General features: G+C 39.0%; 17 protein-coding genes. 6 read left to right on the forward strand and 11 right to left on the reverse strand.

What is annotated here, in order from left to right; genetic code table 11:
• Positions 1-70: 70 nt before the first annotated feature.
• From ABXZ32_RS06520 to ABXZ32_RS06530, 3 genes are read left to right on the forward strand one after another with little or no spacing between them, the layout of a single operon-like run.
• Positions 71-2,149, forward strand: coding sequence for a M1 family metallopeptidase (locus tag ABXZ32_RS06520; protein WP_354617865.1), 2,079 nt, complete (start codon positions 71-73; stop codon positions 2,147-2,149).
• A gap of 1 nt (position 2,150) precedes the next feature.
• A complete protein-coding gene (locus tag ABXZ32_RS06525) occupies positions 2,151-3,056 on the forward strand; it encodes a patatin-like phospholipase family protein (protein ID WP_354617866.1) in 906 nt (301 codons plus the stop codon).
• A complete protein-coding gene (locus tag ABXZ32_RS06530; RefSeq protein ID WP_354617867.1) occupies positions 3,053-3,952 on the forward strand; it encodes a patatin-like phospholipase family protein in 900 nt (299 codons plus the stop codon). Before ABXZ32_RS06525 ends, ABXZ32_RS06530 begins: the two co-directional genes overlap by 4 nt.
• Before the next feature lie 3 nt (positions 3,953-3,955).
• Here the strand turns inward: ABXZ32_RS06530 and ABXZ32_RS06535 are convergent, their stop codons facing one another.
• From ABXZ32_RS06535 to ABXZ32_RS06550, 4 genes are all read right to left on the reverse strand, one after another.
• Positions 3,956-4,474, reverse strand: a complete 519-nt coding sequence (locus tag ABXZ32_RS06535; protein WP_354617868.1) for a DUF7935 family protein — start codon at positions 4,472-4,474, stop codon at positions 3,956-3,958.
• A gap of 249 nt (positions 4,475-4,723) precedes the next feature.
• Positions 4,724-5,500, reverse strand: coding sequence for a hypothetical protein (locus ABXZ32_RS06540; RefSeq protein ID WP_354617869.1), 777 nt, complete (start codon positions 5,498-5,500; stop codon positions 4,724-4,726).
• A gap of 64 nt (positions 5,501-5,564) precedes the next feature.
• A complete protein-coding gene (locus tag ABXZ32_RS06545; RefSeq protein ID WP_408016824.1) occupies positions 5,565-6,848 on the reverse strand; it encodes an amidohydrolase in 1,284 nt (427 codons plus the stop codon).
• 11 nt (positions 6,849-6,859) lie between these two features.
• The gene (locus tag ABXZ32_RS06550) at positions 6,860-7,405 is read right to left on the reverse strand and encodes a DsrE family protein (RefSeq protein ID WP_354617870.1); all 546 of its coding nucleotides are present in this window, start codon (positions 7,403-7,405) and stop codon (positions 6,860-6,862) included.
• 137 nt (positions 7,406-7,542) lie between these two features.
• On the opposite strand from ABXZ32_RS06550, the gene ABXZ32_RS06555 reads away from it, so the two are divergent.
• A complete protein-coding gene (locus ABXZ32_RS06555; RefSeq protein WP_354617871.1) occupies positions 7,543-9,867 on the forward strand; it encodes an ATP-dependent helicase in 2,325 nt (774 codons plus the stop codon).
• Between the two features lie 15 nt (positions 9,868-9,882).
• Positions 9,883-10,503 (forward strand): L-threonylcarbamoyladenylate synthase, encoded by a 621-nt coding sequence (locus ABXZ32_RS06560; protein ID WP_354617872.1) that lies wholly within the window; start codon positions 9,883-9,885, stop codon positions 10,501-10,503.
• Between the two features lie 99 nt (positions 10,504-10,602).
• Here the strand turns inward: ABXZ32_RS06560 and ABXZ32_RS06565 are convergent, their stop codons facing one another.
• The 3 genes from ABXZ32_RS06565 to ABXZ32_RS06575 all read right to left on the reverse strand — a co-directional run bounded on the left by ABXZ32_RS06565 (position 10,603) and on the right by ABXZ32_RS06575 (position 13,105).
• Positions 10,603-11,454 (reverse strand): OmpA family protein, encoded by an 852-nt coding sequence (locus ABXZ32_RS06565; RefSeq protein WP_354617873.1) that lies wholly within the window; start codon positions 11,452-11,454, stop codon positions 10,603-10,605.
• A 98-nt stretch (positions 11,455-11,552) separates the two neighbouring features.
• Positions 11,553-12,557, reverse strand: coding sequence for a glycosyltransferase family 2 protein (locus tag ABXZ32_RS06570; RefSeq protein ID WP_354617874.1), 1,005 nt, complete (start codon positions 12,555-12,557; stop codon positions 11,553-11,555).
• Positions 12,558-12,658: 101 nt separating this feature from the next.
• Positions 12,659-13,105, reverse strand: a complete 447-nt coding sequence (locus ABXZ32_RS06575; protein ID WP_354617875.1) for a type I restriction enzyme HsdR N-terminal domain-containing protein — start codon at positions 13,103-13,105, stop codon at positions 12,659-12,661.
• Between the two features lie 26 nt (positions 13,106-13,131).
• Here ABXZ32_RS06575 and holA point away from each other — a divergent pair, with 26 nt between their 5' ends.
• Positions 13,132-14,133 carry a DNA polymerase III subunit delta gene (holA, locus tag ABXZ32_RS06580; RefSeq protein WP_354617876.1) on the forward strand — a complete coding sequence of 334 codons (1,002 nt, stop codon included), beginning with the start codon at positions 13,132-13,134 and terminating at the stop codon, positions 14,131-14,133.
• Here the strand turns inward: holA and ABXZ32_RS06585 are convergent, their stop codons facing one another.
• The 4 genes from ABXZ32_RS06585 to ABXZ32_RS06600 form a co-directional block, all read right to left on the reverse strand.
• Positions 14,134-14,511, reverse strand: a complete 378-nt coding sequence (locus ABXZ32_RS06585) for a DoxX family protein (protein WP_354617877.1) — start codon at positions 14,509-14,511, stop codon at positions 14,134-14,136.
• 272 nt (positions 14,512-14,783) lie between these two features.
• On the reverse strand, positions 14,784-17,195 hold the full coding sequence (locus tag ABXZ32_RS06590; RefSeq protein WP_354617878.1) for an alpha-ketoacid dehydrogenase subunit alpha/beta: 2,412 nt from the start codon (positions 17,193-17,195) through the stop codon (positions 14,784-14,786).
• Between the two features lie 161 nt (positions 17,196-17,356).
• Positions 17,357-20,197 (reverse strand): gluzincin family metallopeptidase, encoded by a 2,841-nt coding sequence (locus ABXZ32_RS06595; protein WP_354617879.1) that lies wholly within the window; start codon positions 20,195-20,197, stop codon positions 17,357-17,359.
• A gap of 6 nt (positions 20,198-20,203) precedes the next feature.
• Positions 20,204-20,890 (reverse strand): LOG family protein, encoded by a 687-nt coding sequence (locus ABXZ32_RS06600; RefSeq protein WP_354617880.1) that lies wholly within the window; start codon positions 20,888-20,890, stop codon positions 20,204-20,206.
• Positions 20,891-20,905 lie beyond the last annotated feature (15 nt).

The following is a 20,905-nucleotide window of genomic DNA, read 5'->3' on the forward strand; positions in this document are numbered from 1 at the left end:
GTGGTTACTCCATACACCTGCAACAAACCAAATTTCTTATTTTGGTACAGGTTTTGACAATGAGCCTTTTATGCAGAAAGTTTTTTTGAGTATTCTCCTTTGCTTCTTCCAGATCTCCTTCGCACAGCGACAAGATAAGGTAGACTTCACCCACGCTGATGTTTCGGTCACCATAGACCCACATTCCCAAGAAATTACAGGATCGGTCCACTATACTTTTAAAACGCATGAAAAGGTTTCCTCTTTTTTTATGGATGCCAAAGCGATGGAGTTTTCGACAGTACTCCTCAATGATAAAAAAGTGAAGTACACTATTGAAGGCAATAAAATTACCCTCATTAAAAATCTGAGAAAGAATAGTACTAACAAGTTGTTACTGAATTACAAGGTAAAACCTTTCCAAGCGGTATATTTTGTTGGTTGGGATCAAAAAGATCACAATCCGCAGATTTGGACCCAGGGCCAGGGTAAATATACCAGCCATTGGCTGCCCAGTTTTGATGATATGACAGAGAAGGTGGAGTTTGACCTGCAGCTTACTTTTGATAAAAAGTATGAGGTAATTGCCAACGGCGTCCTAAAAACGACTTCAATATCTGGGGATTTAAAAACGTGGAATTACGATATGGCAGCACCAATGAGCAGCTATTTGCTCGCTTTTGCTATTGGCAATTACACTCAAAAAGAAGAGCTTTCCAACTCTGGAATTCCCCTGGAAATGTACTATTACCCCTCGGATAGTAGTAATGTTGAGCCTACCTACAGGTATTCTAAACAAATATTTGATTTTTTAGAGGGGGAAATCGGGATTCCCTATCCTTGGCAGAACTACAAACAAATTCCGGTGCGAGATTTTCTCTATGCAGGAATGGAAAATACGGGAACCACCATTTTTTCCGATGCCTATGTGATCGATTCCATTGGTTTTGTTGATAGAAATTACGTGAACATCAATGCCCATGAATTGGCACACCAATGGTTTGGGAATCTGGTTACGGAACAAGATGCCTCCCATCATTGGCTACAGGAAGGTTTTGCGACCTATTATGCGTACCTCTCCGAAAAAGAAGTATTTGGTGATGATCATTTCTATTGGAAATTATATGAAACAGCCCAGCAATTAAAGGAATTGTCCATTGCAGGCAAGGGGGAGGCCTTAACAGATTCCAAAGCTTCCAGTCTTACCTTTTATGAAAAGGGTGCTTGGGTGTTATTTATGTTGCGTGAGCAAGTGGGGGAGAAGGACTATAAAAAAGGAATTGAGGAATATCTCCGGAAATATGAGTTCCAAAACGTGACCATTCCACAATTTATGGCGTCCATGGAGGCTGCCAGTGGTTTGGATCTGACCGAGTTTGAAAGGATTTGGTTAGAAAACACTGAATTCCCTTTTGAACTAGCCATGGAAAGTCTAAGAAAGCATTCTCCTTCAATAGCTACTTTTTTTGAGCTTCAGAGAGAATTAATGACCACCAAAGGTGCTAATGAAGCTATTATCAATCGCTTTTGGAATGGAAGTGATTCAGATTTCCTTAAAATTGCCATCCTTCAGCATTATCATACATCCCTTTCCGAGTCTTTTTTGCGCAAAGTTATAAAAGAGGGTAGTGGTAGGGTCAGACAAGCATTGGCAATCAACACACCCAAAGTGACCAAAGGCCTAAAATCGGATTTCGAATCTCTTTTGGACGATACAAGTTATGTGAGCAAAGAGAATGCACTGTATAAACTTTGGATCTATTTTCCGGAAGATAGAGGGGTATATCTGGATAAAATTGAGTCCTGTATTGGTCTGCCCAACAAAAATGTTCGATTGTTGTGGCTTACCTTGGCCATGATCACTAAAGATTACCAGCCCGAAAATAAATCGGATTTCTACACCGAATTAAGCGGTTATACGGCATCAAACTATTCCATTGAAGTACGACAAGGCGCTTTTCAATACCTATCGGATACTGTAGGCCTTTCCGATCAAAATTTGTTGGATTTGGTCAATGCCTGTCTCCATCATTCATGGCAATTTAAAAAGTTCTCCAGGGATTTATTGGACCAGCTCCTGGAGAGTGAGAATTACAAAAAACGCTTCAATGTTCTAAAGGAAAAACTAAACACTGAAGAATTGCGTTATATTAACAGTAAAACAAGCTAATATGAGGGCAATGGTAATTTCAGGTGGTGGAAGTAAGGGTGCCTTTGCGGGCGGAGTTGCCCAATACCTAATGCAAGAACAGAAACACAATTACGACCTTTTTATGGGAACATCTACAGGAAGCTTATTGATATCCCATCTGGCCCTTCAAAAGATTGAAAAGATTAAAGAGGTGTACACCAATGTAAACCAAGACAACATTTTTAGTAATTGCCCATTTGTTGTTAAAAAGAAATATGGAATTGAAAATATTGGTATTGATCACATCAATGTAATGAAGAACTTTTTTAAGGGCAGTAAAACATTTGGTGAAAGCCATAACCTATTAACATTGATCAAAAACACCTTAACAGTCGAAGAGTTTGAAGAGCTGCAGAACGGTCCAAAAGATATCGTTATTACGGTATCCAATCTTTCACTCAATCAGGTAGAGTACAAGTCCATCATGGATTTCACATATGACGAATTTTGTGAGTGGATTTGGATTTCTTGTAATTATACCCCCTTTATGACTTTGGTGAAAAAGAATGGCTGTGAATATGCAGATGGAGGTCTTGGGAGTATGGTTCCAATAGAGGAAGCTATAAAACGAGGGGCAACCGTTGTGGATGCCATCATTTTACAGACCGAAATCACCCATTTAAACCGCATGCCCTCAAAAAATGTATTTTCCTTATTGACAAGTATGTTTGCCTTTATGCTGGATCGTATCGAGCATCAAAATATTCGAATCGGGAAATATGTAGCCAAACACAACGATGCCATTATCAATTTTTATTATACCCCAACTGTATTGACCACTAACTCGCTCATTTTCAACAAAGAAAGGATGACAGCATGGTGGGAAAGCGGATATAATTTTGCCAAACACAAAAATTTAGAACTTAATCCGATAGAACCTCAATGAGAGCATTAGTAATAAGTGGAGGAGGTAGTAAGGGCGCCTTTGCGGGTGGTGTGGCGCAATACCTTATGGAGGTCGAAAAGCGGGAGTACGACGTATTTGTTGGCACCTCTACAGGTGGTCTGTTAATTCCCCATTTGGCCACTGACAACGTGGGCAAGTTATATGATATTTATACCAACGTAAATTCGCTATCCATTTTTAGCCTAAATCCTTTTATAGTCCGTAAAAAGGGAGATAGAAAATACGTTTCCATTAACTTTTTTACAATCTTGCTTCAGTTCATAAAAGGGAAAAGAACCTTTGGGGAAAGTAAGGCGCTAAAAAGGACCATAAAAAGAAATTTCACATTTAGTGAGTACAGGCAGATTCTAAAGACGCATAAAGATGTAGTGGTCACGGTATCCAATCTCTCCAAAAATAGAGTGGAATATAAGTCCATGAGGGATTTCTCCTACGAAGAGTTTTGTGAATGGATATGGATATCTTGTAATTACATTCCTTTTATGTCCCTGGCCAAAAAAGACGGATTTGAATATGGTGATGGTGGATTGGGTTGCGTAGTACCCATACAGGAGGCTATTCGTAGAGGTGCCAAGGTTGTGGATGCCGTTATCTTGGAATCAGAACATATGGATCGGAACAAAGTACTTGGTAAAAATCCGTTTTCCTTAATGTTGAGTATTTACGGATTTGTACTGGATCAAATTGAATTTCACGATATTTCAGAAGGCATCTTGTCCGCTAAACATAATGGGGTGGAGCTAAACCTTTATTATACGCCTACCAAACTAACAGAAAATTCTTTGGTCTTCAATAAGAAATTGATGAAAGAATGGTGGCTCCAGGGCTTTGAATATGCCCAAAACAAGGCTTATGATGCTAACAAAGACAGGTAAGATTTACCAGAGTTCGCTTATTTCCTTTTTCACATAGGCCAATGCAGTTGCAGATGGCGATTGCTTGTCCATAGTCTCATTTAGAATATCCTCCCTTAGTTTATCTGAGGTGTCAGATTGACTCATCGCTGCACTTCTGATAGCTTTTATGGTAGCATTTTTTGATGCTTTTATCACGCTCCAACACTCATCGGAAAGATATATTTGTTGGGACAGGTTGTGCTCAAACTCGTTTTCAATATTCTTGATCAAAAGATTTTCATAATCCATCTTGTTAGAGGATAATGGCTTAACCCTAACTACAAGGCTTGGTATGGAAATACGTTCCAAGAACAAGGCCATACGCTCATAGGCCTGTAGGCGTATGGGTAAGGTATTTTTCTGGGAATCCTTGTGCAACAAATATCTTCTGCGCCCTTCTTCATTCTTGGTGTGCAATCTAAAAAAATAAAAAGCCACGGCTCCTGTTACGATTGCGGGTAATAAATAGGCAAACATCTGATAAATTTGGTCTCCTGTCATAGTTGGTTTATTTGGTTAGGTTAATCGGGGTAATTTTAGTTTCAGTTAAAGAACGGCGTATTATATAAAATAGTATATCAATTTATCTTTTTGAAAAACAATTTTCTAGCTCATTTTTAGAACTATTACTCCTTGTAATTTAGAAAAAGTGATATGTCAATTATAAGATCTAGTGATGTAACAGTCTAGTATTGTTTTGGATTAAAAACAACAGCGATGCCTAAAGCATTACTTTAATTGGACAAGCTTTTATTTTTGTTTCATATCACTTCGGACCATTAAATAAAAGGCATCGAAATTTGGGTGAACCTTTAAATAAAGAGCATCTGCGGAGCCAATTTTACCGACTGCACGTATTCTTTCTGGTACAATTTGATGTGTAGTGGTGAAAACATCGACCAGGGCTCCTGCTTGTCGTGTTGCCACATCCAAACCAGTACCTGAAATGGAAGTACCTTCTACCGAAATAATCATGGCTCTATGGGCCTTAAGTACTGTAGCCAATTTTTTAAGCATAGGTGTTGCATCTATGGCGAGCTTGGCATTAGAGGCATTGGAACCAAATAGCAGTGCTTTATCCAACTTGATGGATACAGCTCCATTTTCCACCGTTATTGCTGCTTCTTCCCCTAAGGATTTTTTAAAATCGGTCAAAAGCATTAATGCTGTAGAATCGTTGGCTTTTGTAGTTTCGTTAATGGTCTTCAATTTCGCCTCCTTTTCCCTAAGAGTTTCCAAAGCACGACCTATATTATCCGTTTTTTGGGTAGACGCCTCCATAAAGGTGCTCATATTTTTCAATAACTGGGCATTGGTTATTTGGAGTTCTTCCAATTGAGTCTCAAAAGACTCAGCCCGTGCCAAACTTACATTTTCATTTTTTCTTGATTCAGATAGGGAAGATTGGGTGGTGGCCAAGGTTGCTTTTAAACTTTCTATTTCTGCTTGGAGCTCCTTTTTATTTTGACCTTGAAGGGTAAATATGGTTATAAGAAGAAATAAAACGGAGATGTAAAACTTATTCATTTGGATATTCAATTTAAAAATTAGGCGCCACAAAAGTAGCGCCTAATTCTAATATTTAGGCATTTTATTTTGCAGCTGTATTTAAGTAGTCCAAACTCATTTGAGTAAGGGTTTTTACCCCCAAAAGAAGGCCACTATCATCTATTTTAAAGTCGGGGGTATGATGAGGGAAGGCATCCTTATTTCCAGGGGTCATCCCACCTAAAAAGAAGTAAAATCCAGGGACTACTTTTTGGAAATAGGAGAAATCCTCGGCTCCGGTAACCGCCTTTTGGGGAAGCACATTTTCCGCCCCAGCGACTTTTTCCATGGTAGGCAACATCTGTGCTACCAAGTCAGGGTCGTTAAAGGTAATCTCTGTACTGTTGGTTATTTCTATGGTAGCGTCCCCTCCATAAGCCTTTGCCAATGCAGGAACCATTTCTTTCATACGTCTATTGATCAGTGCTTGCATTTCATAATCCAAGGTACGGATGGTACCGATCATTTCCGCACTTTCTGGTATGATATTAAAACGAACGCCACTATTGATTTTACCAACTGTAATCACCGCGGCTTCGTTGGTGAGTTCAGCTTCCCTACTAATGATGGTTTGTAACCCATCTATAATTTTGGCACTGATAACTATAGGATCTACGCCAGACCAGGGTTGTGATCCGTGACTCTGTTTTCCTTTTACATTGATTACAAAGCGCTGGGCAGCTGCCATAGTACCACCAGATTTATAGCGGATGGTTCCAACAGGAGTAGCAGAGTTGATATGCAATCCAAATATTGCATCTACTTTGGGGTTTTCCATTACGCCCTCCTTGATCATCAAAGAAGCGCCGCCTTCCTCTCCTGGAGGTGCACCCTCTTCGGCAGGTTGGAAAATGAACTTTACGGTGCCTTTAATTTGATCCTTGTTTTTGGAAAGTACTTCGGCAACCCCCATTAAAATGGCAGTATGCGTGTCGTGTCCACAGGCATGCATTACCCCAACCTTTTCTCCCAGGAACTCGGCCGTAACCGTAGATTTGTAAGGGAGGTCGTTTCTTTCAACCACGGGTAGAGCATCGATGTCCGCTCGCAGTGCCACAACTTTTCCGGGTAAATTACCTTTGAGGATACCAACAACCCCAGTTTTGGCAACACCTGTTTGTACTTCTATTCCCAAGGATTTAAGGTGGGCAGCTATTTTTTCGGCTGTTTTGTATTCACGGTTAGATAATTCTGGATGTTGGTGGAAATCCCTTCTCCATTCAATTACCTTGTTTTCAACGGACTTATATTGAGCGTCCAAGTTAGGCCCTTGTGCGGAGGCCATCGCCCCAAATAGGATAAGTCCTAAAAATGCTTTGTTTTTCATATGGTGTTTAATTATAATTTTAAAATAGTATAGCCTTCCCCGTTGAGCTGTATCAAGGCCGTCATGGCAGAAAGTGAGATTTGGACCCCAGGAATCAGTTCTGTTCTTCCGAAACCTCTTGAAGCTGCCGATTGACCACATAAAATTACTTGTACATCGGCATCCAAAAGTGCCTTGACCAAATTTAAATTTGGATTATCAACCTTATATCTCGCTTGATAGGCAACATTATTCAAAAGGTCTTTTCCTGCCTTACTATGAACAACCAAAGCTACCTTTAACTGCTCTTTGGGCACTCCGGCTTGGGCGTGCATATTCAAAAATCTGGCGGCTGTCTCTAAAGACAGGTTGAGTTCGCCCATATCCTCAGAAGTACCGGTCACATCAAAAACTACTTTGAATTCTTTTTCGATGTCAACTTTTACGTCCGGATTTTCAACTCGGAATACCTTGCCGAATTCCTCAATGATGGGTCCAGCATTTTTAGTTTGGGCGAATGTGTTATAGAATGAAGCGAAAAGCACTAAATAAAAAGTTGAAATCAATATTCTTTTCATGGGAGATTGTTAAGAGCCTAAATATATTTAAAAATCAGAAGACACCCTGTTAATGTTCATAATAATTAAAGTATGATTTTAGGATAAAGTTATTTATGGTTAATTTCACAGTTCCTTAGGAATTAAACCAAAATACATTGGAAAAATATTTAAAAGTTCTGAATGAGGCCCAAAAAGCGCCAGTTCTGCACAAGGATGGTGCATTAATGGTAATTGCTGGAGCTGGTTCGGGAAAAACAAGGGTATTGACTTACCGTATCGCTTATTTGATGGATCAAGGGGTTGATTCCTTCAATATTTTGGCATTGACCTTTACCAATAAAGCGGCACGGGAAATGAAGAAGCGTATTTCCGAAATTGTAGGGAGTTCCGAGGCCAAAAATCTATGGATGGGAACCTTCCACTCCGTTTTTGCCAAACTCTTGCGTTTTGAAGCTGACAAATTGGGCTACCCAAGTAACTTTACCATTTACGATACACAAGATTCTCAACGGCTCATTGCCTCCATTATAAAGGAAATGGGGCTGGACAAGGATATCTATAAATATAAACAAGTACAAAATAGGATTTCTTCCTATAAGAATAGTCTAATCACAGTAAAGGCCTATTTCAACAATCCAGATTTGGTAGAGGCCGATGCCATGGCAAAACGTCCGAGGACCGGGGAAATCTACAAGAATTATGTAGATCGTTGCTTTAAGGCGGGGGCAATGGATTTTGATGACCTGTTATTGAAGACCAATGAACTGCTTACCAGGTTTCCTGAAGTTTTAATGAAGTATCAGAACAGGTTTAAATATATCTTGGTGGATGAGTATCAGGATACCAACCATTCACAATATTTAATCGTTAAGGCACTTTCGGACCGTTTTCAGAACATCTGTGTGGTTGGTGATGATGCCCAGAGTATTTATTCATTCCGTGGAGCCAATATCAATAACATTCTCAACTTTCAAAAGGATTACGAGAATGTTGCCATGTATCGATTAGAGCAGAATTACCGTTCTACAAAGAACATCGTAAATGCCGCCAACTCAATCATAGCAAAGAATACCAAACAGTTGGAAAAGGTGGTTTGGACGGCCAATGATGATGGTGCATTGATTAAACTGCACCGCAGTACCACCGATGCAGAGGAAGGAAGATTTGTGGCCGAGTCCATTTTTGAACACCGGATGCAAGAACAACTGCTCAATGGAAGTTTTGCAGTGTTGTACAGGACCAATTCCCAATCTCGTTCTATAGAGGACGGGTTGCGGAAACGCGATATACCTTACAGGATTTATGGTGGACTTTCTTTTTATCAACGCAAGGAGATCAAGGACGTACTTTCTTATTTAAGATTGGTCTTAAATCCTAAAGACGAAGAAGCATTAAAACGAGTCATTAATTTCCCGGCTAGGGGAATAGGCCAAAGCACAATGGATAAATTATTGGTAGCAGCCAACCATTATGGTCGTTCTATTTTTGAGGTCATGGAAAACCTCGATAAAATTGATCTTAAGATCAATTCGGGAACAAGACGAAAATTGGAGGATTTTGTCACCATGATCAAGAGTTTTCAGATCACCAATGAGTCCTACGATGCTTTTGCCATTGCAGAACACGTAGCCAAAAAGACTGGACTGCTGCTTGAGTTTAAGAAGGACGGTACCCCTGAGGGAATCGCCAAAATGGAAAATATTGAGGAATTGCTCAACGGAATGAAGGATTTCGTGGAAGGCCAAAAGGAAGTAGCCGATGCCACTGGAAACTTGGGCGAATTTATGGAAGACGTTGCCCTGGCAACAGATTTGGATAAAGATACCGCAGATGAGGATAGGGTAGCACTGATGACTGTGCATATGGCCAAAGGACTCGAATTTCCTTATGTGTATATCGTTGGGATGGAAGAAGACCTTTTTCCATCGGCCATGAGTATGAACACCAGAAGCGAACTGGAGGAAGAGAGACGTTTGTTCTATGTTGCACTGACAAGGGCAGAGAAGCAAGCCTACCTGACCTATACACAGAGTAGGTATCGTTGGGGAAAACTTGTGGATGCGGAACCTAGTAGGTTTTTGGAGGAGATAGATGAACAATATGTGGAGAACCTGACTCCAGTAGACAATTACCGTTACAAATCGTTTATCAACTCCGATATTTTCGGAGATGTTGACAAGAGCAAGCTAAGACAGATCAAACCACAGGCAGGTCCTCCTCCCACCAGCCATAAGCCGAACGAGAACCAACTTAGAAAGTTGCGTAAACTAAAGCCAGAATTGGCCACACCTGTTGGAAATACCAATGAGGTTGATCCCAATTTAGGGGAAGGATCCTTGGTGAACCATACCCGTTTTGGAAGAGGGACTGTTTTAAAAATAGAAGGAATAGGCAACGATAAGAAGGCAGAAATAAAGTTTGATAAAGGGGATATTAAGAAACTTCTGCTCCGTTTCGCTAAATTGGAGGTCCTGTCTTAAAAAAATAGGTAGAAAATGGCAGAATTTGTAAAAATATATCCGGAAAATCCCAACCCCAAAGAGATCAAGAAAGTAGTTGACGTTCTTAGAAAAGGAGGCTTGGTCATTTACCCAACAGACACGGTTTATGGTTTGGGTTGTGACATAACCAACACGAGAGCGCTAGAAAAGATAGCAAGAATTAAAGGTATTAAGCTGGACAAAGCCAATTTTTCCTTTATATGTGCCGATCTTAGCAACCTTTCCGATTATGTGCGTCAAATTGATACTGCAACATTTAAAATTTTAAAAAGGGCCCTTCCTGGACCCTATACGTTCATTCTTCCAGGAAATAACAATCTTCCCAAGGAATTTAAAAAGAAGAAAACAGTTGGTATTAGGGTACCGGATAATTCCATAGCCAAGGCCTTGGTCGAGGCACTAGGGAATCCCATTGTATCTACTTCTATCCGAGATGAGGATGAGCTTTTGGAATATACCACAGATCCAGAATTGATTTTGGAAAAATGGGATAATCTGGTCGATATTGTGATCGATGGTGGTTATGGGGATAACGTTGCATCCACTATTATAGACTTGTCTGATGGGGAACCCCAAGTGATCAGGGAAGGAAAGGGAAGCTTGGACATTCTCTAAACTTCAATTGCAAAGACATTTTTACTGGATGATTGGTTCTAGGACATAAAAAAAGCCGCAACTTTTAGTTGCGGCTTTTTACTTTTATAAGAACAATTCTTATTTGTTGATCTTAGGATCTTTCATTCCTTCTTCGATCATGCTGTAGAATTGGTCAATTTTAGGAAGAACTACAATTCTTGTTCTTCTGTTTTTAGCTTTATCAGTAGAAGATACAGGAACATATTCTCCTCTACCTGCTGCAGTCATACGAGCTGGGTTAACACCAAAATCTTTTTGCAAGATACGAACAACAGCTGTTGCTCTCTTAACACTTAGATCCCAGTTGTCCAAAAGAACTCCACCGCTGTAAGGCACTGTATCAGTGTGACCTTCAACCATGAATTCGAAATCTGGCTTGTTGTTTACTACTTTAGCAACTTTACCCAAAACTTCTTTAGCTCTGCTAGTTACGTTGTAGCTACCACTGCTGAACAATAATTTGTCAGAAATAGAAACGAAAACAACACCTTTTTCAACACTGATTTCGATATCCTCGTCATCCAAGTTGCCAAGAACACCTTTTAAACTTTGTACCAAAGCCAAGTTTACAGAATCTCTTCTTGTAATAGCGTCGTTCAATTTTCTAATGGTAAGGTCTTTTTCTTTAAGGCTTTCCAAAGATTTCTCTAAGTTATCGGCACCTTTGCTTGTTAAAGTAGTTAGGTTACCCATGTTGTTGATCAAATCCTGGTTGTTTGCTTTAAGGAATGCATTTTGGTCTTCCAAAGTCTTCATTCTTGAAGTTGCAGAAGCTTTTTCCTCTAAACATCCGTTTAATTTAACGGTAGCAGAGTTTAATAAGTCTTGAGTTTCTTTCTGCTTTGCTTCTAAATCGGAGTATTTCTTTTGAGAAACACATGAAGATAACAATAAAGCTACCCCTAAACATCCTACTAGTATTTTTTTCATAATTTTCACTTTGTTTTTTAGTTCTGTTTAATTTTTTTTTGTTCTATTTATTTAGGCCAAAATTATATAAAAACCTAGCGCTTGGATAGGCCATTTAGTTAATTTTTTACTAAAGTGTTAAATTTTCGTACTTGATATACGAAATGTGACCAGACAATGGATCTTGCAGCGTAGTATTTCTTAAGAAAGTTGCTTTTTTCTCGCTTTTTGTACATTTTGCCAAATTGCCTGTAAAAACTCAGGTGGGCCCTTAATATGGCCCAGCAATGCTTAAATTTCAATTGAAAGATAAAGCGCAACCCGGCCACCCCGTCCAATAATAATCGAAAAAAGATAATTGGGAAGGCTTTTTTTCGTGGTAGATTTTTAGTGATGGAGAACAAAGAGTTCCTAAAATTTAAATAGGTTTTCTTTGGATTCATATTGCTCAAAGTAGATCCCCCAAGATGGTAAACATGTGAAGTGCCTACGTAATATACCTTATAACCCTTATTTTTTGCCCTCCAACATAGATCAACTTCCTCTTGATGGGCAAAATAGTCCTCATCAAATCCACCTAATTCTTGAAACACCTTGTTTTTAATAAACATACATGCTCCCGTAGCCCAGAAAATCTCCTTGATATCATCATATTGATGTTCATCTTTTTCCAAGGCTTGAAAGATTCGCCCCCTACAAAAAGGATATCCCAATTGATCTATAAACCCACCTGCAGCACCTGCATACTCAAAATAGTCCTTATTTTTATAATCCAGGATTTTAGGTTGTATGATTGCGGCATCAGGCAATTCTTCAAAGGTCTTTAAAATAGGTTGGAGCCAGTTCTGGGAAACTTCGACATCAGAGTTCAGCAAACAGAGAATTTCCGCATCTACAAATTTTAAGGCATCATTGTAGCCTTTGGCAAAACCCCCATTTATATCGTTTTGGATTATCCTTATATCCGGATACTGTTCTTTGATAAAAGCTATGGAGTTGTCTGTAGAGGCATTGTCGGCTACATATATGTCCGCACCTATAGAGAATTTAGTGACAGAAGGGAGGAATTGTTCCAAAAGAGCTTCTCCGTTCCAGTTAAGTATGACAATTGCGATTCTTGACATTCATGTCCATGCCGATCTTATTGCGGCACCTCATTTATTTAAGTTATATGGCAAATGTATTTCTTGCCAACCAAATACTGGTACTTTCCAAAGCTCACAAATTAACGGCTAAAATCAGGAATATGCTTTAAAAAAGTATATTTTTCTTCCTGTAGGTCCATTTTGCAATAAAAGTGGTCCTGCCCATTGGTAACCATTAAGTAATTGGCCTTCAATTGCATATTATAACGAGCAATCTGATCAAAAACAGTCTGTGTGATCTTTATTTCAGGAGCTTTGCATTCGACTAATATTTCAATGGAGGCATCAGAATTGTATACCACTACATCATATCTTTTGATCATGGAATTCAATTTCACCTGCTTTTCAACGTTGATGAGACTTTTTGGGTAATTTTTATCAGAGAGAAGGTGATGTACCACATGCTGCCGAACCCATTCCTCGGGCTGTAATACCACAAACTTTTTGCGTATAACATCAAATATCTGGACTTTATTTTCGCTATTTTTGAAGCGAAAGTCATATGCCGGAAAGTTCAGTGGTTGCATAGGGCAAATTTGATGATTTTTTTTGGATGAAGGAAGTAAAACAGATAGTCTCGGATATTAAAAGTGGAAATATAAAGCCCATTTATTTTTTAATGGGGGAGGAGTCCTATTATATAGATAAGATTGCCGAGTATATCGAAAAAAATGTACTTTCCGAAGAGGAGCGCGGATTCAACCAGATGGTAATGTATGGAAAAGAGGTGACCATAGACGAAATTGTCAGCAATGCAAAACGATATCCAATGATGGCTGAAAAACAGGTGATCATCGTGAAGGAAGCCCAACATCTATCGCGCACCATAGAAAATCTGTTGAGTTATGCAGATAACCCTCAGCCTTCCACGGTCTTGGTATTTTGTTATAAATATGGAAAGCTGGATAAGCGTAAAAAAATATACAAGAGCATACAAAAAAACGGCGTTTTATTTGAAAGTAAAAAGCTGTATGACAATCAGGTTTCTGATTGGATAAGAATGGTGCTTCAGGGCAAAGGATATTCCATATCTCCAAAGGCAGCCTTATTATTGGTAGAATACTTGGGCACCGATCTAAGTAAGATTAACAATGAATTGGAGAAACTCCAATTGGTAATCCCCAAAGATGTTGAAATTTCACCAGCTGCCATTGAAGAACATATAGGTATCAGTAAGGATTTTAACAATTTTGAACTCAAAAAGGCAATAGGGGAGCGGGATATCCTAAAAGCCACCCGAATTATCCATTATTTTGCACAGAACCCTAAGGATAACCCCTTTGTGGTCACCGTTACTTTACTGCATAATTTTTTCTCACAATTGCTCCAATATCACGGCATGTCCGATCATTCTTCAAAAAATGTGGCAAGTACTTTAGGCATCAACCCATATTTTGTAAAAGAGTATCAAACAGCGGCAAGAAATTATCCAATGAAAAAGGTAAGCCAAATAATATCCTATTTACGTGAAATGGATCTTAAAGGCAAAGGTGTAGGTGGGGCCAGCTTATCTCAAGCCGACCTATTAAAAGAACTTTTGGTGAAAATTATTTGATCATTTCCCGTCGGCACTATACTTCCCAGGTCCTAATAGCATGATGATCACAAAGAATCCAAGGTACATAATGGCCAATTCTTTTCTGCCCAACGCATCTGAAATATGAACGATAAAAGTTGCCACGAACATGACAAAGGCTGGAGGTAATGCGGCCCACCTCGTTTTAAATCCTATAATCATAAGAACAGGACAAATAAACTCAGCAATAACCGTTAAAAAAAGGGAGGGAGCTGCGCCAAGACCGATCGGATCAGCGAACTCAAAATCACCACTTATCAATTTTTGAAATTTCGGGTATCCATGGGTAATCATCAAAGTGGATGGTACAATACGTAAAAGCAACAATCCAACATCGGTAGTAAGGGAACTTTTCATTATAAATTAAGATTTGAGTCGTATAAAAGTATAGAATTATTTTTAAATATTTCACCTCTCAGAAAAAATGACTGATTGTGTAAGTGCAATTATAAGAACATTTTCTTTATTTCCTCAATTACGACTGCCGTTTTTACTTGTGAATGTTACATTAATCATCAAAGAATTTAGGTTAAATTAGGCGCTTGCTTCTCAGTTTTAATCTTGAGTAACGCATAAAAAAAACCTGCCATAAACGGCAGGTTTTTTTTATGATTATATAAGTAAAACGGTTATCTCAATTTTGGAAAATCGGCCGGATTCACTTCGTGCATGATGCTGTAAATTTTTTCAAACATATCTTCTGCATTTGGTTTCGAAAAATAATCCCCATCAGTGGCATACGCAGGTCTATGGGCCTTGGCTGTTATGGTTTGGGGAGCGCTATCCAAAAATTGGTAAGCTCCTTGTTTTTCCACTATTTCCTGAACTAAATAGGCTGAACATCCTCCGGGAACATCCTCATCTATCACCAATAAACGGTTTGTTTTTTGAACACTTTTAAGAACGTCGTGTTGTATATCAAATGGTAAAAGACTTTGTGCATCTATTACTTCCACATCTATCCCCACTTCTTTTAGTTCTTGAGCCACATTTAAAACAATCCTAAGTGTAGAACCATAAGAAACAATAGTCATGTCTGATCCTTCTTTAACGGTCTCCACAACGCCTATAGGTGTGCAAAGCTCTCCAAGGTTATTGGGAATAGCTTCTTTTAAACGATATCCATTTAAACTTTCGATGATAAGCCCAGGTTCGTCACTTTTCATTAAGGTATTGTAAAATCCAGCTGCCTTGGTCATGTTTCTAGGTGTTAGAATGTACATGCCTCTTAGTAGATGGATCAAAGCTCCCATTTGCGAACCAGAATGCCAAATACCCTCCAATCGGTGTCCTCGAGTTCTTACGATCAGCGGTGCTTTCTGTTTGCCGACGGTTCTGTAATGAAGTGTGGCAAGATCATCGCTAAGCAATTGTAGTCCGTATAAGATGTAATCCAAATATTGTATTTCAGCTATGGGCCTCAATCCCCTGAGGGCAAGTCCAATTCCCTGACCAATAATAGTTGCCTCGCGAATACCTGTATCGGCGACACGAAGTTCACCATATTTTTTTTGTAGACCTTCCAAACCTTGGTTTACATCTCCAATTGCACCACTGTCCTCGCCAAATATCAGTGCTTCAGGATGGGCTTCGAACAACTTATCAAAATTGTCCCTAAGTATAACGCGCCCGTCAACATTTTCAGGTTGTGGGTCATAGGTGGGCTTAATTTCTTTAACACTAGTCGCATTATTCGACTGTTCACTGTATAGGTGTGAACTATAGCGCGGCTGCATGTCACGGATGAAATTTTCAGTCCATTGTAGCAATTCATTTTTAGGGGCTGAATTTTCCCCAATGAGGTATCTAAGTGTTTTTCTTGCCTTAGAGGTCAAATCTTTTTTGGATGGTTCCTCAATGGCTATCAGGTCATTTATAATTTTTGAGATAAAGGTCTTGTTGGGGCTGCTTTGTGCAGCATTTTCCAATAAGGAGACCAATGTTTTCTTGGCTTTTTTGTGAGGGGCCAAAAATTCGCTCCATGCTTCTTTTTTGGCTGTCCTTACTTCCTTTTTAGCCGCTTTTTCAATGGCTAATAATTCATCCTCTGTAGTGATATTATTTTCAAGGATCCATTCCCTGAAGCGCTTGTTGCAGTCATTTTCAACTTCCCAAGCCAATCTCTCCTCACTTTTATATCTTTCATGTGATCCAGAGGTAGAGTGCCCCTGAGGTTGGGTGAGTTCTTTTACGTGGATAAGTACTGGTACGTGTTCTTCTCTGGCGATGTCCGCCGCATTCTCATAAGCATGAATAAGAGCAGTATAGTCCCATCCATTGACTTTTATTATTTCGTATCCTTTATTATGTTCGTCTCTTTGGAAGCCTTGCAGAATTTCAGAAATGTTTTCTTTTGTGGTCTGGTGTTTGGCAGGGACTGAAATCCCATACTTATCGTCCCAGACACTTATCACCATGGGTACCTGTAATACACCGGCAGCGTTGATGGTCTCAAAAAAATGACCTTCACTGGTACTGGCATTTCCTATAGTGCCCCAAGCTACTTCATTCCCTTTTTTGGAAAAATTTGTGGTATCTATCCCTTTAACGTTCCTGTAAATTTTTGAAGCTTGCGCCAATCCCAAAAGTCTGGGCATTTGAGCGGCAGTAGGGGATATGTCTGCACTACTGTTTTTTTGGGCGGTTAGGTCTTTCCATGTGCCATCGGCATTTAAACTATGGGTCGTAAAATGACCTCCCATCTGTCTACCTGCGCTCATGGGTTCCTTCTCCACATCGGTAGTGGCATAAAGTCCATGGAAAAATGCCTTGGGCGTTAATAGATCCAAAGCCATCATAAACGTTTGGTCCCTATAATATCCACTTCTAAAATCACCATCCTCAAAAGACCGGGCCATGGCCAACTGGGGTAGCTCCTTCCCATCCCCAAAGATTCCAAATTTGGCTTTTCCGGTCAAAACTTCCCTTCGTCCAAGAATACTGCATTCCCTACTTAGTACTGCTATTTGATAATCGTGTAAGATTTGGTTCCTAAAATCTTCAAAAGAAATATCATTGCTAGTTTTTGAGTCTACTTTCATTATTGGGTGATGATTTTGCACAAAAATATCAAAATAGAGTGATTTTTGCAATGTACGTTACATCTTATTTATTAATAAGTTATTAAATATTCCGTAATTGTAAATTGGTAAATTATCAATAATTCAGAAAAATGACAATAAAATGAGAATGTGTTAATATTTTAAAACCATTTTCTATTGAAAAGCCCGAGAAGTGTCTTTGGACTCAAGGTTACAATAAACCTGATTTTTTCGTCATAATTGGGCTGTGATACCTCCCAACCATTGTTGGAATATAATGGGAAATAAAGTTCAAAATAGTCCGTCACCAAGTTTAAACGCACCCCAGAATCATAAACGAAGCGTTCCTTAAAACCTTTGCTCTTGATAAAGCCAACGTCTCCATAAAGCTCTATCCAACGCCAAAGATTAACACTTGCATTGGTCGTAGCTATCCAATCATTGGAAAAGGGGTTTTCCAATTTCGATTTAAATCCGCCTTCAGCAATAATGATCTGTTGACTATAGATACCACTATCTTCTGAACGTCCCAAGTAGTTATAATCAAAAAGATAATCTGTTGGTCTGTCCAAAGCAAAACTGAAAAAATCAGAATTGGTCCTGTTCCTTAAAAATTTACCTGCGAAAAACCTTAGGTTCAATTGGCGGTTGTTTTCGAAAAGCTTTCTGTATTCCAGATTGAAGGCAACTTTTGAAAAATCGCTGGAGTGTTGTGCGTCCACAAACCAGGATACATAATCTATGACCCCATTATTGGAATTGATGTAACGAGCGTTCAGGACATTGTAATCTGGATCTGTGTTTATATTTTGGTTTTCATCAATTATCCTAAATACATTGACATATCTAAAAGTCAAGTATTCCCTTTTATTGGATATCAGATTGTCCGGTCTCCAACCAAAACTGACCGAAGGGGTGACAGTGGTGTATCTTGAATTTTCTGCAAAATGGAAGGAAGATCCGCCTATGGCATAATTGGCCACAAACATATTTTTATCTTGGTAGTATTTTTTAAAGTTAAATTTCCCATAGCCCACCATGGCCTTTTCTTTTAAGGCGTAGGAAGGCGCAAAATCAAAAATAAACGGCCGCTCCAATAGGGTCTTGTTGTGTATACGCATCCCAGGGGTTAGTCCGTCATAAATATTAAACCCCATAACAGGCACATAAAAGATCTGATTGTAGTAAGGATCTTCGGTATCCTTAAAAAATTGAAATTTCAACTTTTTATTGCTGGAAAAAAAACCGTTCAATGATTTCCAGTTATCCCTTTGGTTGAACTCTGGAATTTTTTGGTCATAGTTCAACACTAGGCGATCTTCACCTTGTCTTGGAATTGTAAATGTTTTGCTCTCTGCAATATCTGAGAACCAATATTTGGAAACAACAGAATCCTTTCTTATCCCGAAAAGTGAAATGGGTACATTGGTCCCTCCTTTGTTTTTTAAGGTGATCGCCAAGGAATCATCGGTCTTAAAGACATTACTGATGTTGTAATCTATTCTTTTACTCGAGGAGACATACTCTTTATTGAACCACCTTATGTCCTTTTCTGTGGAACCTTCTAAAATACCTACAAAATCCTCTGGTCTAACCGGCTTCAGCTTGTAGTTTTCATAGAATTCTGAAATACTTTTGGCTACTTTGTCTTGCCCGATATACTCCGATAAATATGCCAGACCAAGGCCTGCCTTATATCTGTTCGCAATTTTTTGATTGAATTTTATGAGGGAATCGTTTGCGGTTCTTAACGATTGATCCAAGTTTTTTCTCGCGGTGAGCATATGTAGGAAAGAATATTGCTCATTAAAGTCCATTTTAGCAAGATGAAAACTTCTCAGGCCCCAGAGATTTGATAATTTGCCCAGTAATTTTTGGTCTTCATAATAGGTGTCCACATAATTGATCATAAGATAATTGACCAAAGCATCATTGACCCACCTATCCTTTCTAGTATCAAAGAAGAGGGTTTCCCTTAAAAAGCTGTTTAGGGCCGTTTTTAGAAATTCCATTTCAAACTGGAATTGGTCTTCATATGGTGTAACGAAGGAAGGTAACTGATTGAGCCCGTAAAGAGGATTTTTTTGATTGTCTATATTACTGACCAAAAGCTGCCGATGTGGGTATTCTCCTAAATTGCCCGTAATAAATTGGGCAACCTTATTGATAGAGAGGCCTTTGGATATTGGATCGTATTTTGGGGCCTCCAAATCCGTAAGTATTGTAAGTGTTGGGGTGATGTGCTTGGTGAATGTTTTGGTAGGAGTAATGATAATCTCAGCACTTTTACTATTTATGCCCTCTAAATGTGATTGTTTTAAAAAAGGAGTATTGGTGGTGCTGACTTCTGTAAAATTACTGGCCAAAAATAAACTCTTGGAATAATTGAAGGTAATGTTGGTGTTTGTTATTCCTGTAAATAGATCTTCCAAATTCTTATTGGAATACAAAGACCATTTGCCATCGGAATAGACCGCTGGCGTTAAATACCAATCCTTTAAATAGTATTTGTTTTTATTGTCATAACCAAAAGGGGTATACTTATTTGGAGGTAGTTTCACCCGGTAGGTAATGAATATTTTTATTGAATCCTTTGGGGCAAGAGGTTCGTTCAGTGAAAATTTAATAATGTCTTTCTGACGGGTTCTCTCCCAAGTGAGACCACTGTAGTGATCATCAACCACACTTAAAATTTTGGTGGATCCCCTTTCATGGGATTTGGCCAAGTGAAGTCCTTTTTTAAACTCTTCCGCAAATCTTTTGGCCAGGGCCGTATTTTTATCGGCGTATGCTTGAGGCCAATCATTAAAGAACAGTTCCGGTAAAGAGTCATTGGAATCGTTGACGTAAACGAACTGTTGTTGTATGTAAATATCTTTCTTTGCCCCATCCAAAGTGGCGGTCAGTGTGTTCAAATGTTGTCCTTTACCGCTGCCCATACCAAGAATAATGGCAAAAACGCACAGAAGAATAGCACTTAAATTATAAGGTTTGGGGGACATATCGTCTTAGAAATTGGGGCTTAAAGTACGTCCTCTATAGAAGGAATCAATTATTTCCACTACTTGTTCCTCTGTATCCACTAATTGTATCAGATCCATGTCATGGGCACTAATATTTCCTTTATTGAGCATGGTGGTTTTAATCCAATCAAAAAGGCCTTCCCAAAAATCTGTACCTACCAATATAATTGGGAATTTCTCAATCTTATTGGTCTGTATGAGGGTAATAGCCTCAAAAAGTTCATCTAAGGTCCCAAAACCTCCAGGCATTACCACAAAACCTTGTGAATATTTTACGAACATCACCTTTCGGACAAAGAAATAATCAAAGTCGAGGCTTTTATCAGCATCAATATAAGGGTTGTCATGTTGTTCAAAAGGCAAGTCTATATTAAGACCTACAGAGGTACCTCCGGCCAAATGTGCTCCTCGGTTACCTGCTTCCATGATACCTGGTCCACCTCCTGTAATAATGCCATAACCAGCTTCAGAAATGCTTTTGGCAATGCTTGTTGCCAACTCATAATAAGGATCACCTTCTTTTGTTCTAGCGGAGCCAAAAATGGAAACACAAGGTCCAATGGCGCTCATTTTTTCAAAACCACTGACAAATTCACCCATAATCTTGAAAATAGCCCAAGAATCATTCGTCTTTATCTCATTCCAACCTTTGTGGTGTTGTTCTTTTCTCATGTATGCTTGTTTAAT

This window comes from Sediminicola luteus, from assembly GCF_040566555.1.
Lineage (GTDB): Bacteria > Bacteroidota > Bacteroidia > Flavobacteriales > Flavobacteriaceae > Sediminicola.